The 17,049-nt window shown below is 39.1% G+C and carries 12 protein-coding genes; 5 read left to right on the plus strand and 7 right to left on the minus strand.

Annotated elements, in window-relative coordinates; genetic code table 11:
• Positions 1-185: 185 nt before the first annotated feature.
• Positions 186-2,672 carry an nSTAND1 domain-containing NTPase gene (locus PL8927_RS12315; protein ID WP_083621776.1) on the minus strand — a complete coding sequence of 829 codons (2,487 nt, stop codon included), beginning with the start codon at positions 2,670-2,672 and terminating at the stop codon, positions 186-188.
• 312 nt (positions 2,673-2,984) lie between these two features.
• On the opposite strand from PL8927_RS12315, the gene PL8927_RS12320 reads away from it, so the two are divergent.
• Positions 2,985-3,194: a 2-oxoisovalerate dehydrogenase E1 subunit beta gene (locus PL8927_RS12320; protein WP_083621777.1), complete on the plus strand. Its 210-nt coding sequence runs from the start codon at positions 2,985-2,987 to the stop codon at positions 3,192-3,194.
• A 190-nt stretch (positions 3,195-3,384) separates the two neighbouring features.
• Here PL8927_RS12320 and PL8927_RS12325 read toward each other — a convergent pair whose 3' ends face one another.
• The 3 genes from PL8927_RS12325 to PL8927_RS12335 form a co-directional block, all read right to left on the minus strand.
• Entirely contained in the window at positions 3,385-3,621 is a 237-nt protein-coding gene (locus tag PL8927_RS12325) for a DUF433 domain-containing protein (RefSeq protein WP_083621780.1), read from the minus strand.
• 194 nt (positions 3,622-3,815) lie between these two features.
• Positions 3,816-5,060: an MFS transporter gene (locus PL8927_RS12330; protein ID WP_083621783.1), complete on the minus strand. Its 1,245-nt coding sequence runs from the start codon at positions 5,058-5,060 to the stop codon at positions 3,816-3,818.
• 12 nt (positions 5,061-5,072) lie between these two features.
• A complete protein-coding gene (locus PL8927_RS12335; RefSeq protein ID WP_083621786.1) occupies positions 5,073-5,753 on the minus strand; it encodes a Uma2 family endonuclease in 681 nt (226 codons plus the stop codon).
• Positions 5,754-6,077: 324 nt separating this feature from the next.
• On the opposite strand from PL8927_RS12335, the gene PL8927_RS12340 reads away from it, so the two are divergent.
• Positions 6,078-6,860: an SDR family oxidoreductase gene (locus PL8927_RS12340; protein ID WP_083621789.1), complete on the plus strand. Its 783-nt coding sequence runs from the start codon at positions 6,078-6,080 to the stop codon at positions 6,858-6,860.
• Between the two features lie 58 nt (positions 6,861-6,918).
• The gene (locus tag PL8927_RS12345; RefSeq protein ID WP_083621791.1) at positions 6,919-9,258 is read left to right on the plus strand and encodes a glycoside hydrolase family 31 protein; all 2,340 of its coding nucleotides are present in this window, start codon (positions 6,919-6,921) and stop codon (positions 9,256-9,258) included.
• A 22-nt stretch (positions 9,259-9,280) separates the two neighbouring features.
• On the opposite strand, the gene PL8927_RS12350 is transcribed toward PL8927_RS12345, so the two are convergent.
• On the minus strand, positions 9,281-12,034 hold the full coding sequence (locus tag PL8927_RS12350) for a CBS domain-containing protein (protein WP_083621793.1): 2,754 nt from the start codon (positions 12,032-12,034) through the stop codon (positions 9,281-9,283).
• Positions 12,035-12,074: 40 nt separating this feature from the next.
• Complete coding sequence (locus tag PL8927_RS12355) at positions 12,075-13,451, minus strand: 16S rRNA (cytosine(967)-C(5))-methyltransferase (RefSeq protein WP_083621795.1); 1,377 nt, start codon at positions 13,449-13,451, stop codon at positions 12,075-12,077.
• Between the two features lie 89 nt (positions 13,452-13,540).
• On the opposite strand from PL8927_RS12355, the gene PL8927_RS12360 reads away from it, so the two are divergent.
• Complete coding sequence (locus tag PL8927_RS12360; protein ID WP_083621797.1) at positions 13,541-14,893, plus strand: adenylate/guanylate cyclase domain-containing protein; 1,353 nt, start codon at positions 13,541-13,543, stop codon at positions 14,891-14,893.
• 146 nt (positions 14,894-15,039) lie between these two features.
• Positions 15,040-15,558, plus strand: coding sequence for an ARC6/PARC6 family protein (locus PL8927_RS12365; protein WP_083621799.1), 519 nt, complete (start codon positions 15,040-15,042; stop codon positions 15,556-15,558).
• Positions 15,559-15,892: 334 nt separating this feature from the next.
• Here PL8927_RS12365 and pdhA read toward each other — a convergent pair whose 3' ends face one another.
• Entirely contained in the window at positions 15,893-16,924 is a 1,032-nt protein-coding gene (gene pdhA / locus PL8927_RS12370; RefSeq protein ID WP_083621801.1) for a pyruvate dehydrogenase (acetyl-transferring) E1 component subunit alpha, read from the minus strand.
• Positions 16,925-17,049 lie beyond the last annotated feature (125 nt).

Consider the following 17,049-nt stretch of genomic DNA (forward strand, 5'->3'; position numbering starts at 1 on the left):
AGAAGCACAAAAAAGCGCGATCAATCTTCCTTGTTATTCAGTGCTGCTCGGAGGTGGAGGTGAGGCGGGAAACTTGAGATTTTGGGAAAAAGGCTAAAATAATATGATTTTGATGAATCCATTTTTCTATAAAACTTTTGTTTTCTCTCTCCATGATAAGGCAATATTGGGCAGGATAGATATCTTTACAATTTATTTGTTCGCCGAGATATTTTCATAAATCTTATAATCATCCAACTTAAAGTTACCATAGCCATACCAATAATTAGACTTACTATTAGTGTAAAAATAACTGAATTAATATGAATGGGTGCTACTAACCCATTAAAGGCTAATATAACAGGCTGCACTGCTCCGATTAAAGCTGGAGCTATAGTAGCTATAGTAGGAATCAAGCCAGCCAAACTAGCACCTAGGGTAATTATTAAAGTAATTATTTGCCCTCTTTCATCAGACCGGTTTTTCTCTGCGGTTTTTTGTTGTTCTGCAACTCGACGTTGAAATACAAGTCTGCTAATTTGAATAAATTCTTGAGCCAAATAGGACAGTGGAACACTCCCACAATGTTTTTCTGCTGCTATCAACTTTTGCCCTGGCAGTAAAAAATATAAATCCTCTGTCTTCCCGTTACTTTCCCACTCTGCCGCCGCTTGCTCAATATTCCGCTTGAGTTTAATTGCCTTTCTCTCCGCATTTACCCACTCACGCAACTTATCCCAATGTCGAATCAACGCTTCATGGGCAATATCAACCACTGACACTCCATTTTCATCACTGGTAACAATTAACCGGGCTTTTTCATCATTTAAAATCCCTATCACCTCCTCAACCTGATCCTCTGAATATTCCCCCCTTCCCAAAGTTTCTACTAATTGATATTTCGTAACTTGGCGACGAGTATCCTCTGCATCTTCTCCTAACTGCGTTAACTCGATAAAAATCCACTTGGCTATCTCCTTTTGCGCTGTCGATAAGTTCTGAAAAACTTTATTAGCTTGTTCTTCTAGCGTTCCCTTTAAACCACCCAATTCGTTATAAGAATTAAGAGTAAGCTGATTAGGTAATCCTGGTTTTCCTTGTTGCCATTGTTGATGCCACTGCTGCCAGAGTGCTGTGAGAGAAAATTGCAATAGTGGCAAACTACCCGCAGAGTCTTTCACATCTACAATCATCTGAGTAACTAACCGACGTTTTACTTCTAAACCTACTTGCTTTGCTGGTTCACAAATCGCCTCATCTAACTCCTCAAAAGTCATCGGTGTAACTGTTACCAAATGCTCTTGAATCTTTTTTGCAAGTCCGGCATATTCCTGTTCGACACACTTACCCAAGAAATCTGCCCGCATGGTAATAACAACACAAAGTTTATTTTCAGTGCTATCTAAGGCTTTTAATAAACACTCAAAAAACTGTTGACGTTCTGCCTCTTGTTTCGCAGTTCCTTGACACAGAGTAAACGCTTCTTCAAATTGGTCGATAACTAAAAATACCCGTTCTGCTTCAACATCTGCTACAAACTCTTGTAGTGCGATAGCCCCATTTTGATTGAGTGCATCTTTAAGCCAACGTAAGGCAGTTTTATTGCCTTCGGCAAAGGCTTCTGCTAAACTTTGCAGTGGATATTCTCCGGGTCGAATCACGGGCAAGATTTTCCATTGTTGGCTCTGTAAAAGTCGCTGTCCTAATTTTAATTGATAAAGCAATCCCGCCCTCACAACAGAAGATTTACCACTTCCCGAAGGGCCGAGAACTGCTAGAAAATTCCCGGTTCTTACTTTTTCAATTAACTCGCCAGTTAATGCCGTGCGACCATAAAAATACTTAGGATCAGTCTCGTTAAAATCAAACGCTTGCAAACCTTTGTAGGGACAAATATCAGGTTGTCGCGTACTAACTGTTTCTTCCTTATCAATTTTTACTCCCTGAATGAGTTGAATTGCTCCGCCAGAATTGTTAAAAACTGGACGCTGGGGAAAGTTTCGCCAGTATTCATTAGTTTGTATTTGTTGGTTAACAAAATCTGCTAAAAAAAGGTTGTTTATCCACTTACCAACTTGACGCTGCTGTGGATCGAGTCCTTGTAAAAGAATGCTAGTCAGTAGACCGTGTTCACCAGTTGCGTAAGCAGTTTCCGAAGCACTACAGGCAGCAATAAAACAGCGATCGCGCACCTTGCCTGCATTTCCTGGATCGGCTTTATTTAAAACGTCGATAAATTGGCCACCATGACAACAATCCAGCCAGATAATCTGCTGTTTAACATCACTTTCTAGTAAAATATCTCGCAGTGAATTTAAAGCCAAACCATATAATTCTTGCTCAGGATTAGTATCACTGGTAGCTAAAAATCCTTCTTTTAAACCTCTCGGTTTTCGCAAACCGTGTCCAGCAAAAAACAGCAAGGCTGTATCAGGGCAATCTTTTTCTCCTATGCCAAACAGTTGGAGAATTTCTTCTTCTAATACCTTGATGTCAACTTCTTCTTCTCCATAACCCGGTTTAGGATTGACCTGAAATTTCTCATTCGCAACACAGACAGGCAACCGACGCACCCTAAAACCCCCATAAGTTTCGAGAAGATGGGCGATCGCCTCCGCATCAAAAGCCGGTCTTTTCAAATTTTCCAGATCAGGATATCGGTTAATGCCGACTACCAACGCCTGTCGGTTCATGTATGATTAAAGCTACTCAGGCTGAAAGATTTTGATATCAAGTATACCCTAAACCATCCCTGAATAAAATAATCAACCTTAAGTGCCAGATTTGAGAGGAGAAACCGGGTTTCTGTGAAAGATTGTCGGTTGGAAAACAATAAATTTACGCAGAAACCCAGTTTCTAGGTTGCTTGTGGGTTGTCGAGAATTATCGAGTCGAGTTAGTTTGATTAATTGCTAAATTTCAATCGTTTAATCGTTGTTTTTGATGCCTTGAGTGATAGAATTAAGGAAACTGCGATTATCTTGTACCTAAAGGTTATTTAAGCCATGACGGAAATTATTTTCCTAGTAGAATCTGATGTTGAAGGGGGGTATATTGCCCAAGCATTAGGGGAATCAATTATTACCCAAGCTGATGATTTAGAAAGCTTAAAACAAGAAATAAAAGATGCTGTTCACTGTCATTTTATTGATGAAACATTACGTCCTAAGATCATCCGACTGGATATTGTTCAGGAAGCGGTTGGGAAACAATAAATTTATGCAGAAACCCGGTTTCTAGGTCGCTTGTGGGTTGTCGAGAGTTTGGGTAAAATAGCAGTAGAAATTGATACTTTTAAAGGAGAAAGAAATCTAATACTATTGATGTACAATAATTGCATCTCGACTTATTTCGATCAGTGAGTGCTGACTAAACAATTCAACCAATGAGCATCTATAAGAAACTTCATATAGCAATTTTATAAATACTTTTCACCTGAGTTAACCGACTTGCAAATAGCAAAGCGGCTAAAATATCATCCCGTTCCAAATCATCATAATCTGCTAAAATTTCCTCCATACTCATCCCCGAACTTAGTAACTCTAAAATAAACTCAACCGGATAACGTAACCCTCGAATGCAAGGTTTTCCATGACAGATATTTAGATCTAGAGTAATTCGCTGCAAAAGTGATTGATTCATAGTGAGTATTTATTAACAGGTTGTCAGCCATTTAATCATGTTTATTATTATATTATAGTCAGGATGCGATCGCCCAAAATTACAAGCACACCGAGAAACCGGGTTTCTGCGATCGCTTTTCCTGTATAACAAAAAGATAGCAGAAGAAACCCGGTTTCTGAGTTTCTATAAACACACCGAGAAACCGGAGTTTTTTAATTTAAACTATAAACATCCTTGGCTTGACCGATCGCAAATTTAAGAGAAAGGGGAACCGTTTTACTAGAAAATCCCGCAAAACTGATCACAGCAATTAATGCTAAAACTGCATCTAAAGCAAAGATAGTTGGATAACCCCATTGTTCTGCAATACTGCCAAAAATGGGGCCAGCAAGGGCAATTCCGACATCAAATCCTGTTAAACAAAGGGAGAAAAATTGACCCCGTTCTTCCGGTAGACAGCGATCTGTAATTAACGTGATCATCATTGGAATAACGATTCCTGCTCCCATTCCTTCTAGGGCTGCGGCGAATAAAATAATGTTACTTTTCGTCGTTTGAGATAACAGTAACATCGCTAAAAAATAACAGATTAACCCCCCCGTAATAAATAAACCTCGACCATAACGATCAGACGCTCGACCTGTGGGAACTCGTACTAAAAAACTAGCGATCGCGGCGGTACTATAAAATAATCCAGAGTTAAAATTCAACCCAGATTCTTTCACGGATAAGGGTAAAAATGTGACTAAAGTTCCAAATATTAAACCCACCATTAACATCACAAATGCGGGAACCCGAAGGGGAGGACTCCACAACATTTTGAAATACCATAACCCTTTTTGTCGCCAAGAGGTTGAGGACGGAATTGCAGTGGGTTGATCCCGTTGTGGCTCCCGAACTTGGCAAATTCCCAGAAATGCTAAAAACGCAAACCCTGCACTGGATAAAAAGATGGGGTCATAGCCAAAAGCCATTTGCAGAGAACCCCCCACCGCAGGGCCAATAGCCATGCCAATTGGGGCGACTAAACTCATATATCCGATGACTTCCCCCCGTCTCTCCACCGGGGCAATATCGGCGACTAAGGCACTATAACCGATGGTGAATGCCGCCACACTAATGCCATGAAATGCCCGCAGACAGAGCATTAATAGAATCGATTTCGCCCACAAATATCCCCAAGGAGCGATCATCGCCACCACTGTTCCAATTAATAATACTAATTTGCGACTTTTGCGATCGGCTAAGGGGCCAAACCAAAATCGAGCAGGTAATAAACCTAAAGCAAAAGCCCCCATCACCCAGCCAATTTGTTGTTTTGTTCCGCCGAGAAATTCAACATATAAAGGGAGTGTTGGTAATAGTGCCGTTATACTTGTCCAAAAACATAAACCTGCGATAAATAAACTTAGCAAACTCCGTTGACACTTCGGATCAAAACTGCGAAAAGCGTTCAAAATACCCCTTCCTTAATAACGTTCAATATTGGCAATTTCTTGATTAAACCAAAGGGCTGCCATACCATTATCCATCTGAGTTAATTGTTCTAAAGTTTGCTCTAAAAGGATCATCGGCAAACCCGAAAGAGCCACAGAATATTCAATTTCTTCATATTTTCCATTTTCTCCTAAACCAAAGGCAATCACTTGTTTTCCTTTAACGTTTGTTACCCAATATTCAGGAATTCCTAACGTTGCATAAAGTTGTTTTTTCTCATCTAAATCAGTCGCTAAAGTTGTATCAGCAACTTCTCCGACTAAATCAGGAACTCGCCAACGATTTAAGTCAATCCGACGAGGTTCGCCAGCTTGCCAACGGGGTGAGTTTTCACCAATATATAAAACCCGATCAGGAGCCGAGGCGCGAGAGTTCGCTTTTTCGAGTTGACAGCGACCCAAAGAACTAAAACTAGCAACAGGAAACCGAGCAAACCAAAAAGCAAATAGCATCGTGAATAAATCGCTAATACTGGCGTGATTAATTCCTTCTGAACCCATTTCAATTAATAAATATCCGTCTTGATAAAAGACTTTAACTCGTTCTAAATTCGGATGATCTCGATAGACTAAATAATCATCCCATGTTGCCTTCTGCCATTTAGAAATTGCAGAATTCAGTGAAGGGGCTGTTACCGAGGATAGACTGATCATAGAAATAAAAGATGTAAAAAAGCTAGAATCAGATACGGGATCGGGGTAGTAGGGGGAATTAAAATAACTTTGATATTAATGATAACACATTCTTGATTTTTTTTGCTTGGGTGTTGGGGATTTAGGACAATTAAATTTAGATGCTTAATAGCTTATCCTCCTTAATTATCCTTCTTAGTGTCTTCGTGCCTTTGTGGTTCCTTCAAAAACCCCCCATCCCTCAAATTTATTGTAAAAAAATGAGATTCTTTCTTAAGATAGACGTAAAAACTTGAGAAAACACGCAATATTTAGACTATAGGATAATTAAATAGGGGTTAATCCATGTTATTAAAAGATAAAGTTGCTGTGATTACTGGAGCGGGTTCAGGAATTGGTCAAGCCACGGCATTATTATTAGCAAAAGAAGGGGCAAAAGTGGCAACCCTTGATCGCACACCCGAAAAAGGTCAAAAAACCGTTGATCAAATTAAACAAGCGGGGGGAGAAGCAATGACAACTAAGGCAGATATTTCTTACCCTGAACAGGTACAACAATCAATGGATAAAATAGCCAAAACTTGGGGAAAAATTGATATTGTTTTTGCGAATGCTGGCATTAATGGCGTTTGGGCACCTTTAGAGGAACTTTCCCCGGAGGAATGGAAAACGACAATTTCTATTAATTTAGATGGAACCTTTTATACCTTAAAATATGCTTTACCTTATTTAAAAAAACAAGGCGGAAGTGTTGTAATTACATCTTCTGTAAATGGCACTCGAATGTTTAGTAATAGTGGCGCATCGGCTTATGCTTCAACGAAAGCGGCTCAAGTTGCTTTTGCTAAAATGACCGCATTAGAATTAGCGAAATATAAAATTAGAGTGAATGTGATTTGTCCGGGGGCAATTACAACGGAAATCGATCATAATACTCAACGAGAATACTTAGAAAAAGCTCAAGAACCCGTTGAATTTCCTGAAGGTAAAATTCCCTTAACCGATGGTAAACCAGGAACCTCTAAACAAGTAGCCCAACTGGTTTTATTTTTAGTGTCTGATGCTTCTAGTCATATCACCGGAACTGAAGTTTGGATCGATGGCGGACAATCTTTATTACAAGGATAAGGATTTTTAGGATAGAATTAATTAAACGCTATTTTTTTAATCCCTACTATTTTAGATTATGCCTCAATATTTTGGACAATTACACACCCTAGACCCCAGTTGGTCACAAATTGAAGCCGTTAAAACGGTAGAAGTGGGCGATCGCCATCTACTGTTTAATTGTGGCAATGCTGATGTTAAAATTAGTCTATTAGCCGATAATTTAATTCGAGTCCGCTATTCCCCATCGGGTGATTTTCTTCCCCGTCGGTCTTGGGCTGTTACTGTAGAGGATCAAGATTGGCAACCCGTTCAATTTCAAACTCACGAAACCGAAACAACGACAGAAATTATTACCGAAAAAATTAAGATTATTATTCAACATAACCCTTGCCGGATTCAATGTTATGATCTGCAAAATAATCCCTTTGCCATAGATGGAGAATTAGGCTTTGCTTGGCGACAAGGATTAACAGCAGTTTGGAAAAAAATTGAACCCGAAGAACATTTTTATGGGTTTGGAGAACGGACAGGATTTTTAGATAAACTTGGGGAAATTAAAACCAATTGGACAGTTGATTCTTTAGATTATGATGCTTTAACGGATGCCATGTATCAGGCTATTCCTGTATTTATGGCGTTACGTCCTGAGTTAAGTTATGGCATTTTTTTAAATAGTACCTATTGGAGTCGCTTTGATATTGGGGTTGAACAACCGGGAATTTGGCGAATGGAAACCCAAGCCCCAGAATTAGATTATTATATTATTTATGGCCCCGAACCTGCCCAAATTCTTAATACTTATACCCAACTCACCGGACGAATGCCCTTACCGCCGCGTTGGGCTTTAGGCTATCATCAATGTCGGTGGAGTTATGAATCAGAAATTGTTGTTCAAGAAATAGCAAAAGAATTTAGAAACCGCAAAATTCCCTGTGATGTGATTCATTTAGATATTGATTATATGCAGGGATATCGAGTGTTTACCTGGAATGAAAAACGGTTTCCAGAACCTAAAAAATTAATTCAAAATTTATCTGAAAATGGCTTTAAAGCCGTTACAATTATTGATCCAGGGGTTAAATATGAACCCGAAGGAAATTATGCTATTTTTGATCAAGGATTAGAACAGGATTATTTTGTTAGAAAACCGAACGGTCAATTGTTTCATGGTTATGTTTGGCCGGATAAAGCGGTTTTTCCTGATTTTTTAAATCTTAAAGTACAAAAATGGTGGGGAGAATGCCATCAAACTTTAACAGATATGGGGATTTCCGGTATTTGGAATGATATGAATGAACCCGCCTTAGATGACCGTCCCTTTGGCGATAAAGGAACTAAAATTACCTTTCCTTTAGATAGTTTACAGGGCCCTCCAGAAGAACGAGCAACCCACGCCGAAACCCATAATTTATATGGGTTAATGATGTCAAAATCTAGCGCCGAAGCGTTATTAAAATTGCGACCAAAAGAGCGATCTTTTGTATTAACTCGGTCAGGATATGCAGGAATTCAACGCTGGTCATCGGTGTGGATGGGGGATAATCATTCGATTTGGGAACATTTAGAAACTTCTCTCCCAATGTTATGCAATATGGGGTTATCCGGTGTCGCATTTGTAGGTTGTGATATTGGAGGTTTTGCGGGGAATGCAACAGCAGAATTATTCGCCCGATGGATGCAATTGGGAATATTATATCCGTTGATGCGAGGTCATTCTGCGTTATCAACAGCCCAACATGAACCTTGGGTATTTGGAGAACGAGTTGAATGCATTTGTCGAGACTATTTAGAATTACGCTATCGTCTTTTACCCTATCTTTATACGTTATTTTGGGAAGCTACACAAACGGGTTCACCAATTCTTCGCCCTCTATTTTATCACTATCCTAATGATAGCAAAACCTATAGTTTATCTGATCAAGTTTTACTGGGTTCGGCAATTTTAGCAGCCCCGATTTATCGTCCCGGTGTTGAATGTCGGGCTGTATATTTACCCAAAGGAATTTGGTATGATTGGTGGACGAAAGAACCTTATTCTGGATCACAATATATTTTAGCAGAAGCACCTTTAGAACGGATGCCATTATATGTAAAAGCCGGGTCAATAATTCCCTTACAACCGGTGATGCAATATGTTGATGAAAAACCGATTGATAGTTTAACCTTTAAGGTATTTCCAGGGACTGGAGAGGGGATTTTATATGAAGATGATGGTCATTCTTTTGAGTATATTCAGGGTATTTATTCAACAACAAAATATCAAGTTTCTCAAGAAAATCAAGCATTAATTATTGAAATTGAACCCCGTCAAGGACAATGGACTCCTCCTGACCGGGAGATTATTATTGATGTTGTGGGAGTCGGAGAACAGCGTTTTCAAGATGACGGTCAGGGGAAAATATTAAGATTCAGTTGATAAGAATCAACAGCACCGATTTTTATTTTAAGGGGTAATGGCGTTGTAAAAAAGCTTCAGCAGAAGCGCGATCGCACACTTCCCCATCTAATGTAACCGTCAATAAATCATCTAACATTTGTTTAAATTGACGACCTGGTTTATATCCCATTGTTTTTAAATCATTGCCATTTAACGGAGGTTTAATCTGTTGTAATTGAGTTAAATATTGCCAAATTCGCTGTCTTATGGGTCGTGGAGATTGAACCGCCATTAAAATTAACATCGGTAAATCATAACGCTTAAATAGCCAGAAAAACTGACTATTTTTTTCAGATGTTAATAACGTTTCAAACACATAATTTTTAGCTAATTCTAAATGATTTAATCGTTCAATACTATCAATAGTTAACTGTAGGTTATGAGCCACTTTTTCTCGATATTCGGGTAATAAATAAGCAATTAATACCTCTAATCTAACTTCCCAATGGGTTAAGGTTCGTTGCGGATCAAACCGTTGTAAACACCGATCAACAGAACGCACTTGTCGCCATAATTGCGGACTTAATTCTAACGTAGGATGAATACAACGCAACGCTTTTAAATCTCCTAATAGTTGCAATGATCGTTTCCAATAGGGAGACTGTAAAATATATTTTAACTCACTTTTTAAGCGAGTTTCTAAAGCCGGAATTCGGCGATTTTGATCAAAGGATTTATTACTTTCTTCTCGTTGTTTTTCATAAATTCCACTACTAACCGCATAACAAATATAGTCTTTAGTGTGAGATTCAATTTCAAACCCTAAGCGCACCGCAAACCGCACGGCGCGATAAATTCGAGTTGGATCTTCAATAAAACTATTGGCGTGTAAAACCCGAATTTTTCGAGTTTCTAAATCCGAAATCCCTCCAAAAAAGTCTAATAATTCCCCAACCTGGGGAGACGTTAACCGCAAGGCTAAAGCATTAATTGTAAAATCCCGTCGATATAAATCTTGACGAATTGAACTCGCCTCGACTTCAGGATTTGCCGCCGGATAGGGATAAAATTCTGTTCTAGCGGTAGCAATATCAATCCAAAGTGAGTCTAAAATCGGATCATTATGCCATAATAAAGCTGCTGTTTTAAATTGACCATGAACGTCTAACCGTGAGGCTGGATAATGTTTCTGTAAGTCCTGTGCTAATTCCACCGCCGGAGAAATAGTTGATAAAATATCTCCCTCAAAATTGGGATTTCCATAGCATCCATCCACCACAATATCAATATCACTCAATAATACAGTTTTTTCGGGTTCTGCTAATAGTAAATCCCGCACCGCACCCCCCACTAAATAAACCTGCCATCCGCGTTTTTCTGCTAAAAAGGATAGGCGATTTAGTAAGGTTAACAAGGGAGTTGCTAATCGTTCTTCTAATAGTTCTTCTAAGGTGGAACAAGTAAACCCCGGAATACAGCCTTTTAAGGGTGATTTTTGCGGACGTTGTTGTTGATGAAGTAACCTTAAAACATCAGTTCTGGTCACAATTCCCACTAAATTTTTGTGTTCTAAAACAGGTAAGCGTCCAATGTCAAAAGTCACCATTAAGGATTCAATTTCGGGTAAGGTTGTTTCTGGGGTAATGGTTTTTAATTGGGGGGTCATATACCCCTTAACGGGTGCATGACTAAAGCCATGATGTAGGGCTATATCTAAATCTCGACGGGAGATAATTCCTACTAATTGATCCTGTTCATCGACGACAGAAAGACCGGAATGACCATAGCGTAATAAAATTCGATGGGCTTCTTCTACAGAGGTTTCAGGACGAATGGTTCTCACCGGAGAAGACATTAATTCTTTGGCGGTTGGAGGGTGAGGAATTTGGGCTTTTAATTGTTCAACCAGTTGATCTAAAATTTCTGAAAAATTGCCTTCTTTAAGAACAACTGAAGCCGCACGAGTATGTCCGCCCCCGCCATAGGGTTTAAACAGTTCATTGAGGTTGGTTTTTTCAATCCGAGAACGTCCAATAATACTTAACCGTTCTCCTCCTTTGATAGCATATTGATTTCCTAATAGTAAAGCATCACTTTCTGTTAAATCAATTAATTCTGAAGCCACACTCGATAAACCGGGTACATATTCATCGGTTTTTAATAATATCCAAGCTACGGTATAACCTCTAATGGTTGATTTTTGGAGTTGTTCTAAGGCGAGGGTTAATAAGTCTTGTAATTTCGGCGGTAAACCGGGTTCTACATATTCTGCAATCACGGGTAAATTTGCCCCTTGCTGCATTAACCACGCTAAGGCAATGGCATCTCTAGCGGTAGAATGGGGGAAGGTTAATGAACCTGTATCTAAATGAATTCCTAACGCCATTACCGTCGCTTCTGCTGTGCTTAAAAGCAGTTGTTGGGGTTGATTTCTTAATAGTTCTACAATTAATGTTGTGGTTGCACCAACGGCTTGAATAAAAGTTTCTGTAGCGGGAATATCGGATTTTACATCAGGATGGTGATCATAAATTCTAATCGCCGATAAGTTGGGTAAGCGAAACCATTCGGCACTTTTTCCTAAGCGATCGCAATTTTGAGTATCAACAACACTAATTGAATGAATTTTATTAGGATTAACAGATCGGCGTTCAATTAAAGGAAATTCATCTCGATATAATGCTAAAAAATCTCTCACCGATGGATGACTTCCTCCCGATAATACGATGCGACTTCCGGGGTAAATTCGAGTCAGTCCCACCGCCGCCCCCAAGGCGTCAAAATCAGCCGTAATATGACATAAAATTAAGTGCATAAAATCAGGAATGGGGTGTTGGGTGTCCGGTGAATTTTAATTAAGTTAACTCTTTGATTAATTTTACCATAAAAAATCCATCCATATTCTGTCTATGGGGCCAGATTTTAATCCAGCCTTCTGGCTCAGGAGAAAGGGTAAAATTCGCAGGAGGAGGTTGAATTTTCCAGTTTGAATGCTGAGTTAAAAAGGTTTGAATTACGCTTTCATTTTCTTGAGGATGGAGAGTACAGGTAGAATAAACTAAACAACCTCCTGGTTTAACCCAAGTTTGAGTAATTTCTAATAGTTCAGCTTGAAGTTGAGACAGATCTTGAATATTTTTAGGATCATGTCGCCAGCGTCCATCAGCCCGCCGATGTAACGTTCCTAAACCCGAACAGGGCGCATCTAATAAAACCCGATCAGCACTTTCAAAATAGCCCTGTAATTTCCGAATATCTTCGTGTTGAGGATCGATACAATTGAGTTGTAATCGTGTTAGGTTTTGCTGAACTTTTTTTAATCGAGATTTAATCGAATCAAAGGCTAAAATTTTCCCTTGATCCTGGATTAATTCAGCAATATGAGTGGTTTTTCCTCCCGGCGCCGCACAAGCATCAATAATTGTTTCTCCCGGTTGCGGATCTAATAAATAACTCACCCATTGAGCACTACTATCTTGAATTGACCACCATCCTTGATCATAACCGGGTAATTTTTGAATTGCACCTATACTTCCCATTAACCTTAATCCTAGAGGAAGTCCAGAAATTCGATTAACAGAAATCCCCCTATTTTGTAATTCAGATTCTACTGTTTCTAAAGTGGTTTGTAAGGGATTAATTCTTAAATCAATAGACGGAGATTGATTAAACCAAGTACAAAGCTGTTCTGTTTCTTCTAATCCTAAACTCTCTAACCAAAATTGAATCAGCCAGTCAGGAAAACTATAGAGAATTCCTAATTTTTCTATGGGATTTTTGGGTAACTCAAAGGGAGTAAAAATAGAGTTAATAGAATCAGGAATTTCTACAAGACAATTTCCCTGTTCTCGAATATAATGTCTTAATATCCCATTTACAAAACCGCTAAAGTGCGTTAAGTCATTTTGTTTAACTAATTCCACACTGGTATCGACCGCAGCCGAATTGGGAATCTGATTTAGATAGCAAACTTGATAAAAACCGAGATGTAGTATAGTACGAATATCCGGGTGCTGTTGATGGGATTTTTTAGGGGCTAAGTAATCGATTAAGGTATCGAGCGATCGCCTCCTACGAACACAACCATAGACTAATTCGGTGGTTAAGCGTCGGTTAATATCCGATAAATCAGATTGACGAAGCCATTGATCTAAAGCCACATCAGCCAGTCCACCCCGTCGGTTAATGTCTCGGAGAGCTAAAAATGCAACTTGGCGCGGATTATTATTCACAGTTATTTTAACACTCAATTAACGTAATTGGACAATAATTTATCCCAGATAGATTGTATTGAACTTATAGCTGAAACCCCAAATAAATCATGACTACAACTGACTCAAGACTATCAGAAATTGGTGCTTTTCTACAAACAAATCTGAAGAAATTTTCTTCAAATTTAGCCCTTTCTAAGGCGCAGACCTATGACGATTGGCGAAAGCATTTTATGCACCAACGTTTAAGTTTAGGCTTTACCTTAGCTCTTATTTCCTATTTTACCTTTACTGTCTCAGAAGTTAACAATTTTTTCTTTAACCGGGATCATTTTCACCCTTCATGGGTAGCCACACAAGTTGTTGTTGAATTGGGTTTAATTATCGGTTTAGTTATCCTACGAACCCCCATCGGAATCAAATATCCGGGGTGGATGTTTCTTTTATTTTCTTGGCTGGTAACAATTACCCCCCAAATTCGAGAAAGCTTAGGAGGAATGGCGCGCGCTTCTATTATTGAATGGCCGTTAATGTTCTTTTCTCAAGCTACATTAATTCCGGTTTATTGGCCGTTACATTTAATTTCTCAATTAGGGGTTTTTATCTATTATCAGGGAAGTCAAACTTTATTCAATTTAAAAGTTGTACTTCCCGCCGAGTGGATGACGGCTGATTTCCTATTTCTTTATCTATTTTGGATTTGTTTAATTTGCAATCTTTCGGTGTATTTATATGATCGGTTAGCGCGATCAGAATTTAACTCTCGTCAAGCCTTAGAAAAAGCTTATGAGCAAGTTAAAGAAGAACAGGAACGCTCAGAAAGTTTACTCTTAAATATTTTACCCCATTCCATTGCCCAACGGTTAAAACTGCAACCGAGTACCATTGCAGATAGTTTCACCGATGCGGGAGTTTTATTTGCTGATATTGTCGGTTTTACCGAACTTTCAGGACGGTTTGATCCTCCACAATTAGTTAATTTACTCAATCAAATCTTTTCAGAATTTGATCATTTAGCCGAATTACATGGGTTAGAAAAAATTAAAACCATTGGAGATGCTTATATGGTGGTTTCGGGTTTACCCATTCCCCATGATGATTATGCAGATGCGATCGCAAATATGGCTTTAGATATGCAACGAACTCTGAAAGAATTTAATCTAAAAACCCAACAAAACTTTCATATTAGAATTGGGATTGCTACGGGCCCAGTTGTTGCTGGAGTGATTGGAATTAAGAAATTTATTTATGATTTATGGGGAGATACTGTTAATATTGCAAGTCGTATGGAATCCCATGGAATTGCAGATGAAATTCAAGTTACAGAAACTACCTATTTAGTCTTAAAACAAAGCTATTTATTTGAAAAAAGAGGTTTAATTAAAGTGAAAGGAAAAGGAGAAATGACTACCTATTTATTAAAGGGAAAACAAACCCAAGGAGTTCCTGTCACCACTGGTTAACGGTTGGGTAGATAAACTTATCGAGAACAAAAACTCAGGATTAGGATTAGAATTTCCGAAAAACAGGTCTTGACTGTTGGGGTTATTCTTAGAGACAATCAGAATTAAGAATATTAATCTGGTTAAAACAGAATAGACTAAAACCTATGAAAGCAACACTATTAGCCTTAACTCTAATCTTGTCCTTGAGTATGGGTCAAATTGTTCAAGCTAAAACTTTAACAGAAAATGAACCCTTAAGTTTACAAGACTCACCAACGGTAACTGAAATCGCTCAAAATACCGAATCAATAACCATTGGAAAAGCAGCAGATCTAGTAACAGAATGGTTGAATGCAAAATCGAGGATTTTCGCCCCGCCTTTTGACCGTGAGCTTCTTGGAGACTTAACTACGGGGACATTATATATTGATACCTTAAAAGCGATTAATTTTTTAATTGAAAATAATGCCTATTATCAATATGGAGTCCAAAAAATTGAATCCATAGAACGATTTGCTGCATCGGGAAATAAAGCTACAATAGAAGTTAAAGTTACCGAAGATACAACTTTATACACCCAGGGTAAAGTGACGGAAAGTAGCTTTAATACAATATTAGTGCGTTATAATTTAGAAAAGTGGGATGGACTTTGGAAAATTGCTAACTCTCAAGTTCTGAATTAAAGTCTTAAAAAATTAGGTGTTAAAGGATGTATTTGTTGGATACAGATATTTTAATTGCAGCTTGTGCGCTTGGAAAGAATGCAATACTATAGCAGTCCTAAATAGGGAGTAATATTTTATTGTAGGGGTTTGGTTTCCAAACCCAGAGATAAAGAGGGTTTGGAGGGACATCACCCCTACAGAATTTTTTCACAAATCCTACAAGGAGAAACAGATTGGAAAGAAGGACATTAAATCTCCCCTGAAGAAACCGGGTTTCTTATTGTTATCTCGGTAAAAACAACAAAATTTATGTTAAGAAACCCGGTTTCTGTGTTCGGTGATTTACAGTTTATTAATCGTCGGCATAAATATAACGGTAAAGCTCTTTCGGATCAGGTTCAGGGCTACTTTGGGCAAATTCTACCGCATCATCAATCGTAGCTTGAACTTGCTGATCAATTGCTTTCAATTCCTCCTGGGTTGCTAAATTATATTCCGTTAAATGAGCCGCAAATTTTTTAATCGGATCACGAGCAAACCAAAATTCCTTCTCCTCTTTGTCGCGTAATTCATCGGGATCAGCCAAAGAATGCCCTCGAAAACGATAGGTTAAAGCTTCCACTAAGGTTGGGCCTTCCCCAGCACGAGCGCGAGCAACGGCCTTTTTAGCCACTTCTCGAACAGCCAAAACATCCATCCCATCGACTTCATAACCGGGCATTCCAAAAGCAGGGCCTTTTTTGTAGATTTCGGGGTCAGAAGTTGCCCGTTCATGGGCCATCCCGATGGCCCATTTGTTATTTTCGACCACATAAATAATGGGCAGATTCCATAATGTTGCCATATTCAAACATTCATAGAATTGGCCGTTATTGCAAGCGCCATCTCCAAAGAAACACATCGTTACTTGATCCGCATTCGGATCATTCATCGCTTCCCGACGGTATTTCGTTTGAAAAGCTGCACCCGTAGCCACCGGAATTCCTTCAGCAACAAAGGCAAACCCCCCTAATAAATTATGGGGAGAGGAGAACAAGTGCATCGAGCCGCCCCGACCCTTAGAACAGCCTGTGGCCTTGCCAAACAATTCGGCCATGACTTGACGAGGGGGAACCCCGGCACTCAAAGCATGAACGTGATCCCGATAGGTACTACAAACATAATCTTCATCTCGGCGACCAGCGCGGATCATCCCCGTTGCTACGGCTTCTTGACCGTTGTAGAGGTGGACAAAACCGAACATTTTGCCCCGATAATACATCTCGGCGCATTTATCTTCAAACAACCGCCCTAAAACCATATCTTCATACAGCATTAACCCTTCATCACGGGTTACAGCCGTTGCATCCGCCTCAAACGTCGGTAACGTGCGTTCCTGTACCATTGTTTCCAATTACCTTGACCAATTTGAAATTATATTTTACAGGTTGAGGGTTGGCTGTTGACGGTTGACCGTTAGCTGTTAGCTGTTAGTAAGAAGTATTCGGAAGTCTGTACCCAATTGAGTCT

Origin of the sequence: Planktothrix serta PCC 8927 (assembly GCF_900010725.2) — a bacterium.
In the GTDB taxonomy this organism is placed as follows: Bacteria; Cyanobacteriota; Cyanobacteriia; order Cyanobacteriales; family Microcoleaceae; genus Planktothrix; species Planktothrix serta.

Bases quoted from the DNA above. Each gene is read 5' to 3' on its own strand.
- PL8927_RS12360 (WP_083621797.1), top strand. From the start codon at position 13,541: ATGACTACAACTGACTCAAGACTATCAGAAATTGGTGCTTTTCTACAA.
- PL8927_RS12340 (WP_083621789.1), top strand. From the start codon at position 6,078: ATGTTATTAAAAGATAAAGTTGCTGTGATTACTGGAGCGGGTTCAGGA.
- PL8927_RS12315 (WP_083621776.1), bottom strand. From the start codon at position 2,672: ATGAACCGACAGGCGTTGGTAGTCGGCATTAACCGATATCCTGATCTG.
- PL8927_RS12335 (WP_083621786.1), bottom strand. From the start codon at position 5,753: ATGATCAGTCTATCCTCGGTAACAGCCCCTTCACTGAATTCTGCAATT.
- PL8927_RS12325 (WP_083621780.1), bottom strand. From the start codon at position 3,621: ATGAATCAATCACTTTTGCAGCGAATTACTCTAGATCTAAATATCTGT.
- PL8927_RS12365 (WP_083621799.1), top strand. From the start codon at position 15,040: ATGAAAGCAACACTATTAGCCTTAACTCTAATCTTGTCCTTGAGTATG.
- PL8927_RS12320 (WP_083621777.1), top strand. From the start codon at position 2,985: ATGACGGAAATTATTTTCCTAGTAGAATCTGATGTTGAAGGGGGGTAT.
- PL8927_RS12350 (WP_083621793.1), bottom strand. From the start codon at position 12,034: ATGCACTTAATTTTATGTCATATTACGGCTGATTTTGACGCCTTGGGG.
- pdhA (WP_083621801.1), bottom strand. From the start codon at position 16,924: ATGGTACAGGAACGCACGTTACCGACGTTTGAGGCGGATGCAACGGCT.
- PL8927_RS12345 (WP_083621791.1), top strand. From the start codon at position 6,919: ATGCCTCAATATTTTGGACAATTACACACCCTAGACCCCAGTTGGTCA.